This is a genomic window from Vibrio penaeicida, from assembly GCF_030689305.1.
GTDB lineage: Bacteria > Pseudomonadota > Gammaproteobacteria > Enterobacterales > Vibrionaceae > Vibrio > Vibrio penaeicida_B.
Map to the genome: position 1 here is coordinate 407,185 of NZ_JAUYVM010000003.1, position 22,503 is coordinate 429,687.

General features: G+C 41.4%; 15 protein-coding genes. 11 read left to right on the forward strand and 4 right to left on the reverse strand.

The genetic code is table 11. The annotated features are described in order from the left end of the window. Window positions 1–5: 5 nt before the first annotated feature. Window positions 6–971: a helix-turn-helix transcriptional regulator gene (locus tag Q8W40_RS07805; protein ID WP_305396625.1), complete on the reverse strand. Its 966-nt coding sequence runs from the start codon at window positions 969–971 to the stop codon at window positions 6–8. Window positions 972–1,224: 253 nt separating this feature from the next. Here Q8W40_RS07805 and Q8W40_RS07810 point away from each other — a divergent pair, with 253 nt between their 5' ends. The 5 genes from Q8W40_RS07810 (at window position 1,225) to Q8W40_RS07830 (ending at window position 4,226) form a co-directional block, all read left to right on the forward strand. Further along, window positions 1,225–1,923 (forward strand): aspartate/glutamate racemase family protein, encoded by a 699-nt coding sequence (locus Q8W40_RS07810; RefSeq protein ID WP_305396626.1) that lies wholly within the window; start codon window positions 1,225–1,227, stop codon window positions 1,921–1,923. 6 nt (window positions 1,924–1,929) lie between these two features. Beyond that, complete coding sequence (locus Q8W40_RS07815; RefSeq protein WP_305396627.1) at window positions 1,930–2,298, forward strand: glyoxalase; 369 nt, start codon at window positions 1,930–1,932, stop codon at window positions 2,296–2,298. A gap of 9 nt (window positions 2,299–2,307) precedes the next feature. Next, on the forward strand, window positions 2,308–2,967 hold the full coding sequence (locus tag Q8W40_RS07820; RefSeq protein ID WP_305396628.1) for a glutathione S-transferase family protein: 660 nt from the start codon (window positions 2,308–2,310) through the stop codon (window positions 2,965–2,967). A gap of 468 nt (window positions 2,968–3,435) precedes the next feature. Then, the gene (locus Q8W40_RS07825; protein WP_305396629.1) at window positions 3,436–3,765 is read left to right on the forward strand and encodes an antibiotic biosynthesis monooxygenase family protein; all 330 of its coding nucleotides are present in this window, start codon (window positions 3,436–3,438) and stop codon (window positions 3,763–3,765) included. After that, window positions 3,762–4,226 (forward strand): GNAT family N-acetyltransferase, encoded by a 465-nt coding sequence (locus Q8W40_RS07830; RefSeq protein ID WP_305396630.1) that lies wholly within the window; start codon window positions 3,762–3,764, stop codon window positions 4,224–4,226. Before Q8W40_RS07825 ends, Q8W40_RS07830 begins: the two co-directional genes overlap by 4 nt. Window positions 4,227–4,297: 71 nt before the next feature. Here Q8W40_RS07830 and Q8W40_RS07835 read toward each other — a convergent pair whose 3' ends face one another. Continuing rightward, window positions 4,298–5,440, reverse strand: coding sequence for an acyl-CoA desaturase (locus tag Q8W40_RS07835; protein WP_101110585.1), 1,143 nt, complete (start codon window positions 5,438–5,440; stop codon window positions 4,298–4,300). 267 nt (window positions 5,441–5,707) lie between these two features. Here Q8W40_RS07835 and Q8W40_RS07840 point away from each other — a divergent pair, with 267 nt between their 5' ends. From Q8W40_RS07840 to Q8W40_RS07850, 3 genes are all read left to right on the forward strand, one after another. Next, the gene (locus Q8W40_RS07840) at window positions 5,708–7,048 is read left to right on the forward strand and encodes an alpha-amylase family protein (protein ID WP_305396631.1); all 1,341 of its coding nucleotides are present in this window, start codon (window positions 5,708–5,710) and stop codon (window positions 7,046–7,048) included. A gap of 671 nt (window positions 7,049–7,719) precedes the next feature. Further along, entirely contained in the window at window positions 7,720–11,799 is a 4,080-nt protein-coding gene (locus Q8W40_RS07845; protein WP_305396632.1) for a galactose-binding domain-containing protein, read from the forward strand. A gap of 620 nt (window positions 11,800–12,419) precedes the next feature. Beyond that, on the forward strand, window positions 12,420–14,732 hold the full coding sequence (locus tag Q8W40_RS07850; RefSeq protein WP_305396633.1) for a methyl-accepting chemotaxis protein: 2,313 nt from the start codon (window positions 12,420–12,422) through the stop codon (window positions 14,730–14,732). Between the two features lie 311 nt (window positions 14,733–15,043). On the opposite strand, the gene Q8W40_RS07855 is transcribed toward Q8W40_RS07850, so the two are convergent. Next, window positions 15,044–16,129, reverse strand: coding sequence for a GGDEF domain-containing protein (locus Q8W40_RS07855; RefSeq protein WP_305396634.1), 1,086 nt, complete (start codon window positions 16,127–16,129; stop codon window positions 15,044–15,046). A gap of 2 nt (window positions 16,130–16,131) precedes the next feature. Continuing rightward, a complete protein-coding gene (locus Q8W40_RS07860) occupies window positions 16,132–16,623 on the reverse strand; it encodes a molybdopterin-dependent oxidoreductase (RefSeq protein ID WP_305396635.1) in 492 nt (163 codons plus the stop codon). A gap of 563 nt (window positions 16,624–17,186) precedes the next feature. On the opposite strand from Q8W40_RS07860, the gene Q8W40_RS07865 reads away from it, so the two are divergent. From Q8W40_RS07865 to Q8W40_RS07875, 3 genes are read left to right on the forward strand one after another with little or no spacing between them, the layout of a single operon-like run. Continuing rightward, a complete protein-coding gene (locus Q8W40_RS07865; RefSeq protein WP_305396636.1) occupies window positions 17,187–19,346 on the forward strand; it encodes a transporter substrate-binding domain-containing diguanylate cyclase in 2,160 nt (719 codons plus the stop codon). Then, window positions 19,343–20,581 carry a cytosine permease gene (codB, locus tag Q8W40_RS07870; RefSeq protein ID WP_305396637.1) on the forward strand — a complete coding sequence of 413 codons (1,239 nt, stop codon included), beginning with the start codon at window positions 19,343–19,345 and terminating at the stop codon, window positions 20,579–20,581. The genes Q8W40_RS07865 and codB overlap by 4 nt, the downstream gene beginning before the upstream one ends. A gap of 41 nt (window positions 20,582–20,622) precedes the next feature. Then, window positions 20,623–21,963 (forward strand): sigma-54-dependent transcriptional regulator, encoded by a 1,341-nt coding sequence (locus Q8W40_RS07875; protein WP_305396639.1) that lies wholly within the window; start codon window positions 20,623–20,625, stop codon window positions 21,961–21,963. Window positions 21,964–22,503 lie beyond the last annotated feature (540 nt).

Below are 22,503 nucleotides of genomic sequence, written 5' to 3' on the forward strand. Positions count from 1 at the left end.
AAAAGCTATTGAGTGAGTTTTAGGTAGTCTCTTGGTGTTATCCCAAAATGTTTTTTGAACGCGACAGAAAAATGTCCGTGATTTTGATAGCCCACCTCATTAGCTACTCGAACCACGTTACTGCGTTGTTCTAATAGTATCTCTCTCGCGCGTTCCATTCTTTGTTGGTGGAGGTAGCCAAATGCGGTTTGTTTGAAAACCTCTTTGAATCCTAGCTTCAGTTTAAAATCGTTCAAGCCGACTTTTTGCGCCAGTTCTATAAGAGATGGTGGTGCGTCCATTTGTTCTAGCAATAAGTTTTTAGCTGTATAAATCTTGTTTATGTCTGCTTGACTCAATTTTCCTGATTGAAGATTAGAAGGCGACATTTCTTGCAATACCAGCGAAAACAAATGCCAGCCAAGCCCTCTGAATTGCAATGTCTCCGCTAAGTCGCTGGTGCTGCTGGTGAGCATCTGTCGCGCAATCGCCATCATGCTCTCGTTTGCGTCAAACGTAAACAAAAAGGGTTTTGGTTGGTTTTGAAAAGCGGGAGAGAAATAGCGCTCTAGATCCTTACATTGATAGCTTTCTACGAGTGACCTTACTTGGTCGATAGAAATGTTAACTGATACACCTTGAAATAAACGGCTCTGAGCTCGTGTATAGCCGGAAACTTCATCTGAATAATAGATCGCAACTTTGTTCGGGGATATCAGAAAGCGCTCACCCAAAGACTGCAGATAGCATTCACAGCAACTGCCTGTGCTAACAAAAATGGTGATCTCTCGAGGACCAAACCCATCGCTAGAGAACAATTCGACCGGACGGTTAAATGTTCCCTGCATACGCATAGAGTGTAAGCCTTTATCTAGGTTGAATCGGTTGACTTCTAAGGACCCAAATGACGCGTTCAGCCCGTAGTAGCCTTTTTCGGCAACCGTTTCAAACATTTCGATGTGGTCAAACTGAAACCGATAGAATCCGTTCATTACAAATGAGAGTTATTATCAATAAATCGTGAGGTTAATGGTTAGCCTTCTTTATTACAAGTAGATAAATTTTCTGGGTGTGATCGATGCTTCAGAACAAAAAAATCGAACATTGAGCCTTCAGCTCATACATAGAATAAAGACTCGGCAGTGACAGTAACTTAAAAATTTATCAATAAGATGCATATTTATATCGAAGTTTTGTTGGGTCTTTGTTAATTTGTAAAGGAAATTTAAATATGAGGTTGGCGTAATGAAAGTAATAGGGATGATTGGCGGCATGAGCTGGGAATCGACAACCAGTTACTACCAAGCTCTAAATACACTGACCAATCAGCGATTGGGAGGATTTCATTCTGCTAAAATTTGCCTGTACAGTGTTGATTTTGCTGAAATTGAAGCACTTCAGCGTGCAGGCGAGTGGAGTAAAATGGCCGAGATCCTCTCCAATGCAGCGAAATCTCTAGAAGCTGCTGGGTCTGACTGCATTCTGATTTGTACAAACACAATGCACAAAGTAGCGCCAGAAGTTCAATCTTCTGTTTCCATACCTCTTCTTCATATTGCCGATCCAACGGGAAATGCTCTGGTTTCAAATGGCATTACAAAGGTAGGGCTTCTTGGAACACGTTTCACAATGGAGCAAGCTTTTTATCGTGAACGTATAGAAACGAATTTTGGTATTTCTGTTGTTGTGCCTAACGAAAAACAGCAAGCGGAAGTACACCGGATAATTTATGAAGAATTATGCCATGGGCAGATTTTAGATTCGTCCAAAGCGACGTATCTAGATGTCATTGGCTTGTTAGTAGAGCAGGGTGCGCAAGCCATAATATTAGGTTGCACTGAAATAGCATTGCTGGTTAAGCCTTCCGATACCGTCACTCCTCTTTACGACACGACACACTTACACGCGCAACACGCCGTTGAATTTGCTTTGGCTAAGGACTAAAAAATAATGACACATAATCTTAAAACCGTAGATATTAAGGTTTTTATCCCTGCAGTAAATTATGAATTGTGCAAAGCCTTTTATATCGACTTAGGGTTTGAGTTAAAAAACGATATGGGTGATCTTGCGTTCTTTTCGCTTGGACATACCAATTTTCTACTTCAGGACCTCGCAGAAGCAAAGCATACCAACGAGTTGATGATGCACCTCCAAGTTGAGGATGCTAAAGCATGGCACCACGCGGTGACTGAAGGTCAAATTAAAGAGAAATATGACGTAAATGTTTCCCCTTTAATTGAGCAACCTTGGGGAATGCTGGATTTTACTGTGGCAGACCCAAGTGGCGTTCTGTGGCGTATTGCTCAAAATATTTAAGTGGTCATCATGATTAAGTTATACGGACGTAAGACCTCGTTTAATGTACAGAAAGTACTTTGGTTTTTGGAAGAGCTTAACCTCGATTTCTCATTGATTGAGCTAGGTGGGCGATTTGGTGGGTTGGATGACCCTGAATTTTCCAAATTGAATCCGATGAAGAAAGTCCCCGTATTAGTGGATGGCGATAAAGTAATTTGGGAGTCGCACTCTATATTACGGTATCTAGCGAGCGAATACGGTGAACCGCAAACGCCTTATCAACGTTCTGAATATGAAAGATGGATGGATTGGTCCCAAGTGATTTTTCAACCCGCGTTTATGGGAACGTTTTGGGGTTTCTACCGCATGCCTGAAAGCAAACGGGATATGCGCCAAATAGATAGAGATTTAAGCACATGCGTGGGGGTACTAAATTTGGTTGAATCGACGCTGCAGCACTCGCATTTGGAGAATTCAAACCGAGAATATCCAGTTTTGGTTGGAACTAAACTTTCTCTTGCTGACGTGTGTGTAGGGGCGATCCTCTATCGATTAACCGAGCAAGGGCTTAATATCAAGCTACCTCCAAGAGTAAATGAATGGTATCAAGCGTTAAAACAGCGAGTAGGATACCAAAAGTGGATCATGAGTGATTTCACTGAACTTAAAGCGAGAGAAGATTATTAAAAGCGATGACGTTATCGCTTATACCCAAGTAACCTCAAGTTGCAGGATTCAGAGCCTCATAGTCTGTTCCAGTTCAAGGAGAAGGACGCAGTGGAATGACGAGTCCTTTCCAAGTTCTTTGACGATGAAATGGGACAGAATATGGGCTCCCAAGGGCGAGTTTAACTGGCTTTCATACTGCGTTACCGATTATTGATTTAGAACGACTAGATCTTCAAATCGGTGCCTTGTCTGAAAGCCAGTTAACTCTCGCTGAACCAAGCATCTTGAGGTCACTTGGGTATAACAGTTAGGGGAAAGGATCGATGGGGTCTAGGGTTATCAGGCCTTAGACGCCAACAAACCCCAATATCTAAGCCAATACTCAACAAATAGAGTAAGAGCTTAATAAAACTTGTATCCAGCTTTGTACGTTTATATCCAAGCATCTGGGTATAGTTACTGGATACTTTGTGAAGGAGTATATAGATGTCGTTAATTTCAAACACACCAGAGCCTCCGTATTACGCGGTGATCTTTAGCTCAGTAAAAGGTCCAAATGATGAAGGTTATGGCGATACAGCGAACCGAATGCTGGAGCTAGCAGAGCAGCAATCGGGTTATTTGGGTGCAGAATCCGCACGGGAAGATCTTGGCATTACGGTATCTTATTGGCGAGATTTGGACTCAATCAAACAATGGAAATCCAATGCTGAACACCTTGAGGCGCAAAAGCTCGGTAGAAAGCAATGGTACCAGTCTTACAAAACACGAATTGCAAAAGTAGAGCGCGATTATAGTTTTGAGGAGGACATATGATTCTGATTCGACACTATACCGAGCAAGATGCTAGAGCGACTTGGAAGTTGTTTTTCCACACTGTACGCAAAGTGAATTTAGGCGACTACAGCGAAGATGATGTAAAAGCATGGGCACCTGAACGTTTCGAACTGGCACGATGGCAAAAGCGAATGAACAGCATAGAGCCATACATTGCTGAACTGAATGGCAAAGTCGTCGGCTACGCTGATTTGCAAAAAGATGGTTTAATCGATCACTTCTTTTGCCACCACCTATACCAAGGGAAAGGCGTTGGAGCGGCATTGATGAACCATATTTTCTCTGTCGGTAAAGCGAAAGGCATAAATCGATTTTATTCAGAGGTGAGTATTACGGCAAAGCCGTTTTATGAACACTTTGGGTTTGAAGTTGTACAGCGACAAGAAATAGAGCTTCGGGGTAGAACATTAACCAACTTCCTGATGGAAAAACACGTTTAGATTGATAGCCTTACCTTGAACGCAAAAACTCACCAGCTGGTGAGTTTTTTGGTTTTAGTTCGCGTTAAAGCTTACGCGTATTGTGCGACCAATCTGTCCCAACTTTTTTGTTTGGTTTTCAGTGTCGCGCGCACTTGTTGGTAACGAACTTTGAGCAGCGACGCTTCGTACTTACGAGTCAGGTCGGTTTTTTTCGCTTCCATAAGCTGCTTTTTGACTTCGTAATATTCCTGCATTTGTTTCCATAGCGCGTCATACTCTGATTGCAGAGAATCGATTATTGTCGCGCCTTGCGGTTTGTTTTGAATGTTTTCCTTTGCTTTACGTAGCTGCATCTGTATCCGAGCACGCTCAATTCGAATGGCTGGGCAACGCGTCAGTTTACTGGCCAAGCCAACCAAGGAAAATAGCCGAATCATCCATTTGGTTGGATCGTACTGCCACCAATGAATGCCATTGCGGTAATCATTTTCAAAGATATGGTGATAGTTGTGGTAGCCTTCGCCAAACGTTAGAAATGCTAAAAATCCGTTATCCCTTGCCGTATTCTTGTCCGTGTAAGGCTGAGAACCCCAAATGTGAGCCAGTGAATTGATAAAGAAAGTCGTATGATGGTTTAGCACTAACCTAACGGCACCAGTGACCAGCAACATTCCCCAAACATCCCCATGTAAAAGACCGAGCAACACTGGAACGCCAACATTCATAGCGATAGCAAGCAGTAGGTAGTGCTTATGCTGCCACATGACGATGGGGTCTTTTTGAAGATCTCGGCAGTTTGAATAATCGGAATAAGTGGTCTTGTTGTAATGTCTTAACATCCAGCCAATGTGTGAAAACCAAAAGCCCTTTTTAGCTGAATAAGGGTCTTTGTCGTTAACATCAACGTGTCTATGGTGAACTCGGTGGTCAGACGACCAATGCAGCGCACTGTTTTGAAGAGCGAAAGCTCCACCCAAAGCGTAAACAACCCGAATGATGGGATGTGCTTCGTAGGCCTTGTGTGCCCAAAGACGATGGTAACCAGCGGTGATAGAAAGGTTACAAAAACTGAACGTGACGACCAGCCAAATCAGGTGTTCCACTCCATACCCAAATTGATACCCGTACCAAGGTGCAACCAACACCGCCAAAAGCATACTGATAGAAAATACCCCAATATTAAGCCAGATGAGGGGGGGCTTTTTTTCGGTGTCGACCATTTTTTTGTTCATTCCATTTTTCAGCTTACACATGTTCACTCAAAGATATTCAGCGAACATGTGTAAGTCAATAGTTAAGTTGTAATAATGTTGTTGATATCCAATCATCTTGAGCTCTCTGGGTATAGATTAAGCCTAGCAGTGCACAAGGGGAAGAGGAGGCATTTTAATACGGGTAGACTTAACGGGTTGAATCTTTGAGGGAATGGTTGCATTTGAATCATCTTGCTTATTAAGATATTGACTGAACCATCTGGGGAATGTGGAGCCACTTAAAGAATGTTACAAAATCAAGGGCGTTCAAATGTGATATTGCATGCGTTTGACTGGAAGTACAGCGAAATTGCTGAGCACGCAAAAAAAATAAGCCGACTAGGCTATCGTTCGGTATTGGTATCGCCCCCATTAAAATCATTGAAAGAAGGCAAGGGTCAATTTTGGTGGCAGCGATATCAGCCACAAGATTACAGGATCATCGATAACCCTTTAGGTAACACCAACGATTTTAAACACATGATGCAAGCACTTATGGCGCATGACATTTGGGTATATGTCGACGTCGTTTTTAATCATATGGCCAACGAATCGGATGTACGCTCTGATCTGCAGTTTCCTGCGCAATCCGATTTGGAAATCTACAAATCGAATGCCCCATATTTTGATGATCTCAAGTTGTTCGGAGATCTTTCACATCCATTGTTCGATAAAGACGATTTTGTCGAACCATTTGGCATTGTTGATTGGCGCAACAAGTGGGAAGTACAAAATGGTCGAATTAGCAGCGGACCAGCAGACCCTGGTTTACCCACCCTTAAAGACAACCAGCATGTTGTTGAACAGCAAAAGCATTATTTGAAGGCTCTAAAGAAGTTAGGAGTACGTGGTTTTCGAATAGACGCGGCTAAGCACATGAGCTTGCGGCACCTCGAAAAAGTGTGGGGGCCGGATATTACGGAAGGTATGCATATCTTTGGTGAAATCATTACGGATGGCGGGGCAACCAAGCAAGAATACGAACTCTTTCTGAAACCTTATTTAGAGAAAACAGAGCTCGCGGCATATGACTTTCCGCTGTTCAATACCTTGTTTAAAGCCATGAAACCGGAAGGAACACTGGAATCATTAGTCGACCCTTATGCTTTAGGTATGGCTCTATCCAACCCTAGAGCCGTCACATTCGCCATTACTCATGACATTCCCAACAATGCCGTATTCAACGATTTAGTAATGGATGAAGCCAGTGAATGGCTAGCCTATGCTTATTTATTGGGGCGAGATGGTGGGGTGCCACTCATTTATGCAGAGCCACCCGCTAGAGCAATGGCGCACCAACCCAACATCAACCGTTGGGGATACAGTTGGCAAAGTGAAAAATTAAAAGCACTGTTGGAATTCCACAATAAAATGTACGGTGAAAAAATGATATTTCATTTTATAAGTAAAGACGTCATTTTATTTTCACGTGGAACGAAAGGAATTATGGGTATCAATAAAGGTAAGAATATTCATTCAGTTGCGAACATATACGTCGACAACCGAAATATTGATAGAGATTTACTTTCCCAAATTGAGTTTTTGGAAATAAAACCCAACGATTATTTACTTCATTATTTTATGTGAGAAGTAGTCTTGTACTCAAGATCTTCGAGGGATAGGTTACCCTGAAGTCAGCGGTCTTTAAAACCGTAACTATTAACCTTAGCTTTTAGGGAATTTGGTACCAGTCAATTATAATCAGGTGATTAACTTCACATTTATATAAGTTTTCTAACAAAAATAAGTTTGTTTTTTATTTCATCTCAATATTGATATTTTCATTATGTTTATTGTTTTTTTCTATTAAAATCATCAAGTTAAAACAGCTCTTTTCCGATTATTTTTAGTTTAACTTTTTCTTCACTCCTCTTTTAAATTTGTCAGAAAATCATCTATAAATATGATTTTTAAGGATTAATTTGTCTTTCTGTTTTTATTTTATAAATTATTATGAGTTTGGTATTTCATATGTGGAAGTAAATTTTAAATGTGATAGATTGATGCGCTATTGAATGTAGCACATTATAAATATTGCCGTTACACCTAGAAATGAATTTCATGTGGTAATGATTCTCGAGGAATGGGACTAAAGGATTAGTCATAAGTAACTAAAAACTGGAACTATTTAAAAAGAAAACGAATGGTTAATACATAAAAAAGTATGGTTGGAATAATGGGGGTTTATTTATTAATACCGTATCTCTTCGTTCAGTTTTGGTGATATAAATCTTATTATACAAAGGTAGTAAAATATTATGTATCGAGTTAACTCAAAAACAATATACAAATCCCTTTTGTTTATTGGATTGTTTTTTTCATTAAATCAAGTGTTCGCAGCAACAAAGCTATATGTTTCAAAAGTAGGTAATGATAATAACAGTGGTACTATTGAATCTCCATTTGCAACTCTAGAAAAAGCAAAGCGTGCAGTGAACTTGCTTTTACAACAACCTGGAGATGATATAAATGTATTGGTAAGAGGAGGCACCTATTATTTAGATAGCCCTTTAACATTTGGACCGAGTGACTCAGGAAGTACGTCTCGATCTATCACTTACTCATCATATCCAGGTGAAAATGTTGTCATTAGTGGCGGTAAACGTATTCAGCCTACATGGCAGGGCGATGTGATTAAGCAAGCATCAATTGGTCGTAATTTAGTTTTTGACCAGTTATTTGTAAATGATAGTCGTCAGATATTAGCACGTTACCCAAATTACGATAAAAATGTAGCAGTACTAAATGGATATTCACCTGATGCTACTAGCGCAGCACGTATCGAGACTTGGAGCAACCCTGCAGGTGGGTTTCTGCGTGGAATTCACGATCGTGAGTGGGGAGGTAACTCATACAAAATACTCGGAAAAAGAGGCGATGAGTTAGATCTCGAATGGATTGGTGATAACAATCGCGGGAGCTCTATTCATGTCAACAAAAGAATGGTTGAAAACATTTTTGAGGAATTGGATTCTCCTGGAGAATGGTTTTATAACAAACAATCAGGAATACTTTATTATTACCCAGCAGACAACATAGATTTAGATAATGCGTCGATAGAAATTGCAGTACAAGAGGAGCTTATCAGGGTTCTTGGTACCTCAGAAAATAAAGTGTCGCATCTTACGTTTTCTGGATTCACATTCACACATACGCACCGAACAATGTTTACTCGACCACATGAAAGACCATTGAGGTCAGATTGGGGCTTTGCTAGAGCGGGTGCGGTATATATCGAAAATGCTCGGAATATCGCTGTACGTGATTCAAAGTTTGAACAAGTTGGTGGGAATGCCATCTTTGTCAGCGGAGATAACCAGTATCATGTATTTGACAACAATGATGTTACTGATGCTGGTTCATCTGCATTTTTCATCGCGGGTCTACAAAGCGCAGCGAGAGATCCTTCAACGTGGGATTTCGGACACAAAGCATCGATCTCAGATGAAGAAATTGGTCCTCAATCCGATGATTACCCAAAAAACATAACAATCAGTCGAAATTACATCAACAATATCGGTATCTTTGAAAAACAAACGTCTGGTGTTCAAATAACCATGAGCCAAGACATTCTTGTATCTCAAAATACCATCCACAAGGTTCCCCGTGCCGGAATAAATATTGGTGATGGAACTTGGGGCGGGCACATCATAGAGTTCAATGATATATGGGATACCGTTCGAGAAACTCATGATCACGGAGCATTTAACTCGTGGGGAAGAGACAGATTTTGGTCTCTTGGTGGATTCTGCACATTAGGCTGTAAAGGTGAGTTAAAAGAACCCTATGCATTTCATGATGCAGTTAAAACAACCACTATTCGAAACAATCGCATTAATCATCCAACGCACGGATGGGGAATCGATTTAGACGATGGTTCATCGAACTATGACATTTATAATAACCTAGTACTTGGTGGGGGCATTAAACTAAGAGAGGGTTTTGGTCGTAATGTGCATAATAATATTCTGGTTAATGACACGGTTCACCTCCACGTGGCTTATTCGAGAACTATTCCTGCACTTTTTGACCGAGTCGAAAACAACATTATAGTTAACGACCGTAGGTATGAGTTAGTTCGAGCAAATATAGAACGCGCACATACAGTGTTTGGACAAAATGTGTTTTGGAACAATGGAACTTATGTTGAACCAGATGCCGATTCTAACTCACATGACCAGACATCGATTGTTAGAGATCCAGCGTTTAGCGACGTCAACAGCAACGACTATACTATAAATGCAGACTTATCTTCCCAAGGTATTGATTTTAATGGGTTCCCCATGAACAGCTTTGGTAAGCCTGGTGACTACCCTCGTGCACCAAGTGTGAACGGAACGGGAGAGAAGGAACGACCGGATCCAGAGCCATTAATGGATGCATCTATAACGAGTATATATTCTACCGCTTTGCGATCTGCACTAGGATTACCTAGCCGTTCAGGGATTGCATTTTCTGAAGTTCATCCTAGTTCTTATGCATATAGCCAAGGGTTCCGTGAAAGTCATGCGTTGATAGAGTTAGATGGAACAAGCTTAACGACGGACAAAGATTATTTTTGGCAGGTTTATAATAAAATTGAACCTGGCACAGAAGTAAATGCAACTACCTTTGTCAATCAAATGCCAAATAAAATCTCTTTTTCGAAAACATCTCGCAACGAGATGATTAATGATACTTCTGGAGTTGTTTATAGTTCTGATTGGGAATTTAGCGAAGGACGTTCGTTTGGAGACTTTAATGATGATGTTCATTTTGCAACTTCCCTTGGTCAATCCTTTGAACTTGAGTTCTATGGAACAGGGATTGAGTACATTAGCGAAAAGAATGCAGACATGGGGACGGTCGACATCTACATAGACGATGAATATGTCGGGCAGGTTGATGCTCGTAATCCTAGCCGATTAACACAACAAGTATTATTTAGCGTCAATGATTTATCTCCAGGTCTTCACAAAATCACCGGCGTAATGACAGGTGGGCAATTCATGCTTGTTGATGCATTTAGGATATTACGTGATGGATGGAAAGCATCTAACAACGAGTTGATTAACGATACTTCTGGAGTTGTTTATAGTTCTGATTGGGAATTTAGCGAGGGACGTCCGTTTGGAGACTTTAATGATGATGTTCATTTTACAACTTCCCTTGGTCAATCCTTTGAGCTGGAGTTTTATGGAACAGGAATTGAGTACATTAGCGAAAAGAATGGGGACATGGGAACGGTCGACATCTATATAGATGATGACTATGTCGGTCAGGTTAATGCTCATAATTCTGGTCGATTAGTACAACAAGTATTATTCAGCGTAAATAATTTATCTCCAGGTTTTCACAAAATCACCGGGGTAATGACAGGTGGGCAATTCATGCTTGTAGATGCATTTAATATACTCCGTGATGGTTCAAAAATTCATTATCCGAATGTAGCCCGAGGTAAAGTTGCCGTGCAATCTAGTACAAGTTACGGTGGTGCAGCTTCACGAGCAGTTGATGGGAGTACAGATGGGTCATATTCCAGCAACTCGACTACCCATACCAATATCAGTGGGTCTGCAAATACCAAGTGGTGGCAGGTAGATTTGGAACAAGTTCATGCGATTGAGCAGATAAAAATTTGGAATCGAACAGATTGTTGTTCACATAGGCTGCAAGACTATTACGTATTTGTCTCTGATCAACCTTTTCAATCTGGTACGTTAAGTGAGTTGCTTTCAGATGCCACTATTAAATCGTATAAGTTCACTTCAGAACCTACTCCCATACCTTACCAAGTTATCAATCTACGTGGAATTACAGGTCAATACGTAAGACTTCAACTAAACGGCTCTGAAGATAAACCTTTGAGCCTTGCTGAGGTAGAAGTATTTGGTTTGCCAAACGTCGCTGAAAGTAAATCAGCACAACAATCCAATGTAGGTTATGACGGCGAGGCAGAAAGGGCGTTAGATGGTAATACTGATGGTAATTTCCATAATGGCTCTGTTACCCATACGGAATATGGTCCAGCTAGCAACCATTGGTGGCAGGTAGATTTGGGCAAATCTCATATGATTGGTCATGTTAAGTTGAGCAACCGAACGGATTGCTGCTCTTCGCGCCTAAGCAATTATTATGTACTCGTGTCGAATACGCCGTTTAGCTCAGATGATTTAAGTACATTGCTGAGTGACCCTTCGGTTGCCCATTTCAATTTCAGGACTTTATCTGAGGCTTCACAAAGTATTAACCTCAATAATACTCATGGTCGATACGTTAGGATACAGTTAGAAGGAAACCATGCTTCTGTTCTGAGTCTCGCAGAGGTTCAGGTGTTTGCGCTTGAAGGAATCCAATAGACTCAGTAATACGATGACATTGACGTCTGCAAGTCGAAATAGGTCACTACCAATTCGACTTGCAAGCGGAAGCCCAGTTGCTTGTCATAGACAAAGAAGTCACTGAAACTGTAATTTTGAGGTTACTTGTGTATACAAGTAACCTCAAAGTGTCATTTTATTTTCATGTAGAAAGAAAGGAATCACGGGGTTAAACAAAAGTAAACATATTCAAATCAGTAGTGAATTTGTACGTTGACAACAGAAATACTGAAAGAAGCTCATACTCCCAAAATTGAGTTCTTGGAAATAAAACCAAATGACTATTTAATCCATTGTTTTAATTAACCTAATCCGTCCTGTTTTCTTTAGCTCAAACTCTAAGTGCATATCCTTTAATTCTATGTGGTTATATTTAATGACTATAAAATATAACCACTCTATACAAAGGGTTATTGGTGGAATTTACTAACCTACTGCATTTTTATTATGTAACCCATTACATTCTGTACCAAACTTAAACCTGATAGAGCAATAAAAAATTAAAACATATAAAAGTCAGCAGGCTGTCGCTAATTTCTATTTATGTGGAATTTACCGCCGATAGAAATACACAATAAGAAAGCTGATAAGGTTATAAAATGAAGATCGCAACTAAAATTATTCTCGCTTGTTCTTCTCTCTGCGCGATTGGGGTTATCGTCAGCGGAAACTTCGTAGCCTGGAGAGCGTCGGATTTATCCGAGCAAGCAATTTACGATAGAGCCATTAGTCAATTAATTTCAGTCCGAGAGATAAAAAAACGGGAAATCGAAAGATACTTTGAACAGATTCAATTTCAGTTAGAAACGCTAGCAGATGATATTTCGACCCAAGCGGCATTAAGAGATTTCACTTCAACATTCAGCGAGTACCCAAAAGAAAAGGTGAGCTCTGCTGATGTGAATACACTTAAAAGTTACTACAGCGACGGATTTGGGCAAACATACCGAGACAGCAATGGTACCAAGTCGGGTAATGAGTTAAGCCGTTTGAGCCAGATAAGTGATGTAGGTACAGCACTTCAAGCCCGTTACATTGGCGTAAACCCGAATGCGCTTGGTGAAAAGCACCTCTTGAAGTCAGATACATTGAATACTCCATACGATAAAGCTCATGCCCTATACCATCCTCCCATCAAGCACTTTCTTGAATCGTTTGGGTATTACGATATTTTCCTAGTAGACAATCAAGGAAGCATTGTTTATTCCGTCTTCAAGGAATTGGACTACGCAACTAATCTTCTCTCTGGTCCTTATAAAAACAGCGGACTAGCGGAAGCGTTTAACGGCGCAAAATCTAAAGCCAAAAACGACTTTTTCTTGGTTGATTTCAAGCCATATTATCCATCCTATGAAGCGGCGGCCTCATTTATGGCTGCACCCGTATTTGAAGGCGGTGAAAGGCTTGGGGTGTTGATTTTCCAAATGCCTGTTGATGCTATTAATAGCATCATGACTTACGATGGAAAATGGGCAGATGCTGGGCTTGGTGCAAGTGGAGAGACTTATTTAGTTGGTCAAGATAGCTTACTCAGAAGCCAGTCTCGTTTCTTACTTGAAGATAAGCAAGGTTACATGCAGGCGCTGACATCCGCTGGTATTTCTGCTCGAGTGGTTTCTGAAATCGGTGACAAAGACAGTGCAATTGGTCGTCAACTAGTAGATACCAAAGGCAGTAAAGCGGCGCTTAGTGGGCAAGTGGGTAGCGAAATTATTTTGGACTACCGTAATGTTCCTGTGCTATCCGCATACTCGCCTATTACAGTGGCAGGGTTGAAGTGGGCGATTCTCAGTGAAATAGACGAAGCAGAAGCTTTGGCAGATGTTGGACGCTTAAACAGTGCTGTGTTTGCAACAGTAGGTATTAGTACTGTTGTGTTACTCGTGTTATCTGCGATAGGAGCATCGGTAGTCGGAGGGGGAATCGCTCGACCAATTAAAGCCGCTGCACAGCAAATATCTCATATCAGCAGTTCTAAGGATCTTACTGCGAGGCTCGATAACAAAGGTAAAGACGAGATGTCTGATCTCGCCACAGCCCTGAATGATTTATTTAAACAGTTACAAGGCATAATTAAAGAGTTTAGTAGCGCGACAAATGAGTTGACTGAAAATAGCCAAACAATGTCAACCGCTATGGGTGATACACGCAATGCTGTGAGTGAACAGCACAACAAGTCGGATTCTGTTGCGGCAGCTGTAAACGAATTGAGTGCATCAGTATCAGAAGTGGCGCAGTTTGCCAGCCGAGCCGCTGAGTTCGTGAAAAATGCGAATGACACAGGGCAACGCAGTGCCACCATAGGACGCGCGCTTGGTAATGAGATGGGGCAGTTGACCGATCAAATGAAACAAGCCAATCAAGCAATTGAAAGGCTGTTAAAAGAGAGTAACTCAATTGGTGAAGTGCTCGATGTAATTCAGTCGATTGCCGAGCAAACGAACCTCTTGGCTTTGAATGCTGCGATTGAAGCTGCGCGAGCCGGAGAGCAAGGTAGAGGCTTCGCCGTCGTAGCGGACGAAGTTCGCTCACTCGCAAGCCGAACTCAAGCATCAACTGAAGAAATTCGTGGCAAAATTGAGGCGTTGCAAGGAGAAACGCAAGCTGTCGCCGACGGCATCACTAACGCGAATTCGTCTGTAGAGCGAGGAACCGAAAGTTGCCGACAAAATACGGATATGCTTGATCAAATCACGAATATGCTGACCGAATTGAATGACATGAATTTGCAGATAGCAACGGCTGCCAATGAGCAGTCTTCCGTTACGGATGAGATCAGTAGCAGTATTACGTCCATTGCTGATGCATCGATGCAGGTTTCAAACCAGACCAATGAAATAGATAACGTTGTTTCTGGCTTGTCCGGCCAAGCGACAGAGTTGAACAAGAAAGTTGGGCAGTTCCGATACTAAATTCCATTAATCCAAACTAAAAAAGCAGTGCTGTATTATCAGCACTGCTTTTTTGTTTCTCTGTATCCACATTCACCTCGCGCAATCCTATAAAATCCCGTCTAATCTTTCGTTTATTAGCAAGAAAGCTTTTAGTAAGAGAATTTTTAACAAAGGAGCTTTGAGGAGTCCATCGCTTAGCTTCTATGGAATAGAAAGCCCTAATTTGAATCTAAAGATCGGGTTATTGAATCTAGATATAGGGTTATGATTACAGCCAAGCATCATGAGTATCGTACATAATGGCTTGTCAGCACTGCTAACGTTGAGTGTTAAGCCGCATCATCAAAGAAATCATAACAATTACCGCCATTGGATTTTGCCTGATACATAGCAATATCTGCCGATTTTAGAATGTCGACCCAAGATGCTTGGTATTCACTGTCTAAACAGATACCTATACTGACCCCAACCTTGCAGTCTATAGAGCCAACACGTATAGGCTTCGACAAGGATTCAATAATGCTTTCTGGTAACAATTGAGGCTCTGTCTGGCTTTGTCTAACAATAGCAAACTCGTCGCCACCTAACCGTGCGATAAAATCTGTGTCATTACATGTTTCTTTGAGACGTGCGCTGATTTTCTTCAACAAATGATCACCAACATCGTGACCATAAGTGTCATTGACGAGTTTGAACCCGTCGAGATCCAATAGCAACACAGTAAATTGCGCTTGATTCTGGCGTTTTAAGTCTTTGAGTTTGTTTTGTAAAGCGGCTCGGTTTGCTAGCCCTGTTAAAGAGTCGTGGTAGGCTAAGTGGCTTATCTTTTGGCGGTCTTTCAGCGTCACGTATAATAGAAAGCCTCCACATAGGGCTAGTCCTGCGTAGCTGTATCCCATAATACTGTTTAAACGAACCAGTTCATAATCACGTAGGTAATTATTTTCTGCTACACGTTGGAATTCTTGATTCATCAACGCGTTAATTGTTTCAGCCGTTTGTTGCCCTTTCGCCAAATATTGTGAGAAATGAATGGCATTAAATGAATCAGAAGTTGGATCCAGTGTTTTAAATGATTCAAAAGTACCAATAATAATCTCTAATCGACCTTGCTTTTCCATCAGATTAGCCGATTCCGACCCAACTAGTAGAATTTCAAAAGCGGACCATGTTAAATCATAGCTGGTAATTAGGTCGTCAATATTGGTTGTTCCTCTGAAATAATCTTTAGCAGCCGTCAGATATTCTTGATGCAGCAACATGAGTTGCACTAAAGCTCTGCCAGTAGAATGTTCATTTACCGCTAATAAATCCAAACTTTTCACTATTTGGGTAACGCTGACCATCGCACATAACAAAAAAAGCACCGCTACAACTATCAAGACTGGGGTTTGAAAACGGCTGGGTAGAGGCATTATCAAGGTTCCTTCGAAAACACTTCGACATTAATCAGCTGCCACACCATATAGTCGTTAAATATTTGAGGTTGGAGTTCTTCGTGATGATCTTTAGGCAAAATAAGCCACAATGGTCCTTTTCCGCGAACCGACATTTTTTTACCGTTGTCTTCCCAAGCTAATATAGGGGCGAATTGACGAATGCGTTCAAAATCAAGCGTCACTTCGTACTTATCGAGTGCTTTCAAAGTCAGCCACGAACCTTTTGCTTTGGCATCATTTAAGATGTCTTCTAGCTTAGGTCCCTTATAGGTATGGGCTTCATTCGTCCATGGCGTGTTGGTAGTAATTAATAATTGAGGAAATGATTTGATGTTTTCTAAAGTGTAACTGGTAGGATTTTCGACGTCACCAGTAACACTTAACACTTTATTTTTACCTTGCGCGGAGGTAAGTCCCGAAAAAACAAGTAAAAATATTAGGACAGAGAAATTTTTAAGTCTTACGCGCATATTCCCTCCATGAGAATTTTAAAATCAGAAGTACTAAACAACTTATTATTTTAAGGTCAAATTCCGTTTGATTGTATGAATTTTGAGATTTGTCTTGTAATCAAGAATAGCATGCGGTTCGCCAATTATCCTGAACTTTACAGATATTTAGTGATCTTTAATCTTGTTTGGAAAACTTGAAAATCGGCGGGGAAGCAATGGTTTTTAACAATCAGCTCAATATTTGTTTTTACAACAATGAGTTCGATCCAAAAGAAAATATGTATAACGCGGAAAATAAGGTTTTTATTATGGGGATGAGAACGAAAATTAATATATATGCATATTATTTAATGTGAATTCCTACGCTATTCACTAAGTTAAACTATATTTAAAGGTTAGAATTATAATCTTTAGTAATTACTTTTGAAGTTGATCACACATGAGTAGCAAGTATTAACGAATTGGAATCAATATCACCGGTGACTGAGTTAAAATTAGCCCCCGTTATATTGTGACACTCAATCCATATCATTCTTGGATTTTCACTTTCAGCTCAAATTGAAGAGGATACTCTCCCTTAGATGTATAAATTTTCACATATTCTACGTTGGATTTTTCCATTAGTAGTGACGTTGATATTAGTGGCTAAAGCTCAGGGAGAGGAAGCACTAACAGCCAAAGAGAAACTGTTCCTAGAACGGCATCCAGTATGGAAGGTACATTCGGAAGATTATTGGCCTCCGTTCAATTATCGAGAATTTGGTGAGAGGAAAGGCTATTCAACGGAATTGGTACTTTTGCTTGCTCAGCAAGTGGGTGCAAAAGTTGAATTTGTTGATGTGGCAGACTGGGCTGAGGCGTTAGATAAACTCAAGGCAAAAGAGCTTGATATCATTTCTAACATGACGCCTACCCAAGAAGGTAAGCAATTCGCCAAGTTCACCGATTCAAGAACCATTACTGTGACAAATGCTCTCGTATCGAGTGATGCTATAAGCCCTGTAACTAAATTGTCTGATTTGATAGGAAAATCACTTGCGGTTGTGCAAGGGGCAGCAGAAATTCCCGTTATCCGAGAAAACTACCCTGAAATTCGTTTGGTAGAAACCCAAGATACGCTTCATTCCATTGAAAAAGTGGTGAGCGGCAGAGTCTCTGCCGCACTTGATAGCGAGCACGTTTTACGCTTTTACCTCGAAAACTACATCGATTCTCCCCTCCGTGTTACTTCTCTAACAGAGAACGTTAACCTGGGAGTTTATTATCAAACCCTAGCGGTTCGAAAAGATCGTCCAGAGCTTGCATCTATTCTTGATAAAGCCTATTTGTCTTTGTCGCCTGAAACCATTCAATCGCTTAAGCGTAAATGGCTGACTAATAACCAGACAAACAAAGTCAATGTGCTCAACTTAAACCGAGATGAGCGCATGTATCTGAATGAAAAACAAGTCATACGATATTGTACTCACCCAGATTTCTTACCTGTAGAGGGTACTTTGGATGGAAAAGCGCAAGGAATGACAGGTGAGTATGTTCAGTATTTTGAGAAAAGCCTCGCCATAAAATTCGAACACGTGTTAAGTGCAAGTTGGAAAGAATCGCTTCAAAACATCGAAGCGGGTAAATGTGATGTACTCACTCTAAGCCGTCCAAACAAATCTCGTTTGGATTACATGACCTATACCCAACCCTATCTTTCTTTGCCTGTCGCCGTCGCTATTCATCAGAATACGCCTTATGCCGCTGAAATCAGTGCGCTGGTGGGGAGATATGTTGGCTTTAACCGAAATCATGGTCTTGCGGATGAATTTCGTGAGCGTTACCCAGATGTTAACTTTGTTCCTGTAGACTCGGCATTTACGGGGCTTCAAATGGTTGAGAATAAAGAACTCTTTGGGTTTATCGGTGCACTTCCAGTTGTGACCTATCACCTGCAAAATTACTTCCCTAATCTTATGGTGGGGAGCCGGATGAATCAGTCGTTTCCCCTGAGCGTTGGTGTAAATAAAGCCGAAGAAAAATTAGCTGACATCCTCAATAAAGCCATTGAGAAAATGGACATTCGTTTGCATTCCTCCATTCTAAATTCATGGACACCAGTAAACTACAAACCTGTGAGCGATAAAAGACTGGTTTGGGCAGTGCTAACTATTGGTTTCATCGTGGTGTGTGCGATAGGGTACAGCTACTATGTGTTGCAGATGAAGTATCGCAAACTAGAAGAGCTCTCCACAAAAGATCAGCTCACGGGGCTGTATAACCGTTATACCATTGATACCGTTTTGGCAGAGCAAGTCGCGCAATTTGGTTTTAGTCGTAAACCCTTCAGCGTGATTCTCGGGGATATTGATCACTTTAAAATATTGAACGATCGCTATGGTCACCTAATCGGAGATCAAGCTTTGATAACCATGTCCCGAGTGTTTGAAGAAAACATATCAGATTCTGATTTGGTGGGGCGATGGGGAGGAGAAGAACTGATCGTTATCTGCCCAGGAAAAACCGAAGAACAAGCGGAGTACTTAGCTGAAACGTTGAGGCTTGCGATTAATGCAGAACATTTTGATGAAGTTGGCACTATGAGTTGCAGTTTTGGTGTTGCTCAATACTTCGCGAAGCATTCCATCACCGATTTAATGCAAAGGGCAGATAGAGCCCTCTATCACTCCAAACGTATGGGACGAAATACCGTTACTAGTTACACCGACTTTCACCTTCAATATAAAGGTGATGCGACATGATTTTTGATGAAAACTTTAGCCTTCGCCCTGTTCCTTATTACGCGAGAAAGCGGACGCTGGCTTTAGGTCTAGTGCTGGTTGGTCTTACTTTCTTCTCTGCTAGTATGCAAGCGGGTGGTGTGGTTTGGGGGGGATTATCAACGTCAGACTTTATCTGGGTAGTATTGGTGGGCAACATTATGCTGGCTTTGTACGCAGGCCTACTCGGTTATATCGGTTCAACAACAGGGCTATCAACTCATCTTCTGACCCATTTTTCGTTTGGGCATAAAGGCTCTTGGCTTCCCTCTTTGATATTGGGTGGTACGCAAGTTGGTTGGTTTGGCGTTGGGGTTGCCATGTTTGCCATTCCCGTGAGTAAAGTTATTGGGGTGGATGTGCGCATTCTGATTGGAGTCAGTGGCTTGCTAATGGTTAGCACCGCCTATTTTGGTATGTCGGCCCTCATATTTCTCTCTGCTATCGCGGTTCCATCCATCTTATTGTTTGGTGGTTATTCCGTTATGTGTGCACTTGAAACCTTTACGGTAGGTGCGCTCTATGGTGAATTGAATTCTATTCCAAATAAATTGAGTACAGCAGAAGCCTTAACCTTAGTAGTGGGGACTTTTATTAGCGCCGCCACCTTAACCGCTGACTTTGCGAGATTTGCCAAAAACCATAAAAAAGCCCTGTTCATTACAGTATTGGCCTTCTTGTTTGGTAACTCTGTAATGTTTGTGTTTGGCGCACTGAGCAGTTCTAGCATCGGGTATGCTGATTTGTTTGATGCCATGCTGGCACAGGGATTATTGATTCCAGCCATTGTTGTTTTAGGTTTGAATATATGGACAACCAACGACAATGCTTTGTATGTGTCTGGACTGGCATTTTCGAACATCACGCGCTTACCTAGTCATCGTTTGTCGGTGCTTAACGGGTTGCTTGGCACCTTATTTGCGCTTTGGCTTTACGATCACTTTATCGAATGGCTACATTTTCTTTCTCTCGCCATTCCTCCCGTTGGTGGGGTGATCATTGCTGACTTTTTAATGCGTCGTCATCAATATCAAGATTACGCTAGCGTTGAATTTCAAGAAGTGAATTGGTTGGGCATTTATGCGTTTGTGATTGGTATCATCGGAGGCGCTATTCTACCCGGAGTTGTCCCCGTAAATGCCGTAATCATAGCTATGTTGTCCTACTGGGTGTTACATTTAAAGCCTGTGAAAGCGGCAATATGCAGAGCGTCGTAATCACAGGACCTAACTCCAGACATTAAAAGGCAGTATTCAGAATGGATTCTCAAATCGTACTGATTGAAGATGATGACATCGTTCGCCAAGCAACCAGCCAATGGCTACAACTCGCAGGATTTTCCGTTACCGAATATGCCGATGGTACGTCGGCATTAGAAGGGATTTCGCCTTCCTTTTCAGGTGTTATTGTCAGTGATGTAAGGCTGCCTGATTACGATGGCTTGGCATTAATGAATGCTTTGCTACATCGAATTCCTACGGTGCCTATTGTGTTGGTTACTGGGCATGGTGATGTAGACATGGCAGTAAAAGCCCTTCGTGATGGAGCGTTCGACTTTCTTGAGAAACCGTTTGATCCTGATCGCCTTGTTGATACTGTAAGCAATGCATTCTCCTCATTGCAAGCCAATCAAGAAAGCCAGCAAAGGCTGGAGTACTTGGATCAGTTAGACGGGTTAGAGCAAGTTCTGATTGGGCAAAGTGACGTTATGGTGAATTTGCGTCAGCAATTGGCGAAAATAGCGATGATGGACACGAACGTCATTATTTATGGTGAAACAGGGTGTGGGAAAGAATTGGTGGCGAATTGTCTCCATAACCTCAGTACACGAACTGGTCACCGATTTGTGCCCATTAACTGTTCGGCGATTCCTGAGAATTTGTTTGAAAGTGAGCTATTTGGTCATGAAGCGGGTGCATTTACTGGTGCCGGTAAACAACGAATCGGTAAGTTAGAGTATGCCGACAAAGGGACTCTGTTTCTGGATGAAATTGAAAGTATGCCTTTGTCTATGCAAGTGAAAGTACTCAGAACGTTACAGGAGCATACGGTAGAAAGGGTAGGTGCAAATAACCCGATTCAAATCAATCTACGAGTGGTTGCGGCAGCGAAAGACAATCTATTTGGCCACTCCAATTTCCGTCAGGATCTCTATTATCGGCTTAATGTTGCACAACTTTCGCTTCCCCCTCTTAGGGAGCGCGATAAAGACGTCGTCATTTTGTTCGAACATTACACCCGTCAGGCGAATCCAGAATGTCGCCCAGCGACGCTCAGTGATAAACAGACACTATTGAGTTACCGTTGGCCGGGCAACGTTCGAGAGTTACGAAATGTGGCGACGCGTTTTGCTCATGATGACCTTTCGGTCGCTGATATTCTGTCGGAGTCGGCATCGTTATCATCAGAACCTGTTATAAACACCTTATCTTTAGCAACCCAAGTGCATAACTTTGAACGTAAAGTGATCGACAAATCGTTGCGTGAGCACAAGGGGAACATCACCCAAGTAATGGCTGAATTGGACCTTCCAAGGCGAACACTTAACCAGAAAATGCAAAAATACGGTTTAAGCCGGCAGGACTACCTTTCTAAGTAACCGATTTAAAAAGCTTTATACCCTATCTGAGATGAGCGAAATTTCCTGATAGCTCAGTGGAGTTCCGCTCAAAGGTCAGATAACTCATCTCAAGTCATATTTCATTAGCCTGTTGTTATTTTCGACAGTGAAGATCAGTGACGTCTCCGATTGCCTATTGAGATCAATATTGCATTGTGCATGAAATTATATGTAACGAAGTGGTTTTTTACTCATTTTGAAGTCTGATTTTTTGATGACAACGCATAAGTGTATGAAGAATCAACCAATGTTAAGTCGATGGAAAACATCATAAGACTTGGTATTTAAATAACCTCCCGAAATCAAAGATATCAATAAATATATTTAAACTCATCATGTTAGTGTGGGTTTTACTCAATGTAGATACCTTTCATCCTGTCATTAATACGTGCATTTTTGCGCATGAGTTAAAGCTTGTACTTACGTGACATGTATCATTATTGTAAATATAAAATTAAATTTTATATTTACATTCTTGAGGTCCCGCCCATACTTAAATTCGTGGGAATCATTCTCACT

Excerpts from the sequence above, each read along its gene's own strand:
- Q8W40_RS07805 (WP_305396625.1), bottom strand. The coding sequence starts at position 971 with ATGAACGGATTCTATCGGTTTCAGTTTGACCACATCGAAATGTTTGAA.
- Q8W40_RS07810 (WP_305396626.1), top strand. The coding sequence starts at position 1,225 with ATGAAAGTAATAGGGATGATTGGCGGCATGAGCTGGGAATCGACAACC.
- Q8W40_RS07815 (WP_305396627.1), top strand. The coding sequence starts at position 1,930 with ATGACACATAATCTTAAAACCGTAGATATTAAGGTTTTTATCCCTGCA.
- Q8W40_RS07820 (WP_305396628.1), top strand. The coding sequence starts at position 2,308 with ATGATTAAGTTATACGGACGTAAGACCTCGTTTAATGTACAGAAAGTA.
- Q8W40_RS07825 (WP_305396629.1), top strand. The coding sequence starts at position 3,436 with ATGTCGTTAATTTCAAACACACCAGAGCCTCCGTATTACGCGGTGATC.
- Q8W40_RS07830 (WP_305396630.1), top strand. The coding sequence starts at position 3,762 with ATGATTCTGATTCGACACTATACCGAGCAAGATGCTAGAGCGACTTGG.
- Q8W40_RS07835 (WP_101110585.1), bottom strand. The coding sequence starts at position 5,440 with ATGAACAAAAAAATGGTCGACACCGAAAAAAAGCCCCCCCTCATCTGG.
- Q8W40_RS07840 (WP_305396631.1), top strand. The coding sequence starts at position 5,708 with ATGTTACAAAATCAAGGGCGTTCAAATGTGATATTGCATGCGTTTGAC.
- Q8W40_RS07845 (WP_305396632.1), top strand. The coding sequence starts at position 7,720 with ATGTATCGAGTTAACTCAAAAACAATATACAAATCCCTTTTGTTTATT.
- Q8W40_RS07850 (WP_305396633.1), top strand. The coding sequence starts at position 12,420 with ATGAAGATCGCAACTAAAATTATTCTCGCTTGTTCTTCTCTCTGCGCG.
- Q8W40_RS07855 (WP_305396634.1), bottom strand. The coding sequence starts at position 16,129 with ATGCCTCTACCCAGCCGTTTTCAAACCCCAGTCTTGATAGTTGTAGCG.
- Q8W40_RS07860 (WP_305396635.1), bottom strand. The coding sequence starts at position 16,623 with ATGCGCGTAAGACTTAAAAATTTCTCTGTCCTAATATTTTTACTTGTT.
- Q8W40_RS07865 (WP_305396636.1), top strand. The coding sequence starts at position 17,187 with ATGTATAAATTTTCACATATTCTACGTTGGATTTTTCCATTAGTAGTG.
- codB (WP_305396637.1), top strand. The coding sequence starts at position 19,343 with ATGATTTTTGATGAAAACTTTAGCCTTCGCCCTGTTCCTTATTACGCG.
- Q8W40_RS07875 (WP_305396639.1), top strand. The coding sequence starts at position 20,623 with ATGGATTCTCAAATCGTACTGATTGAAGATGATGACATCGTTCGCCAA.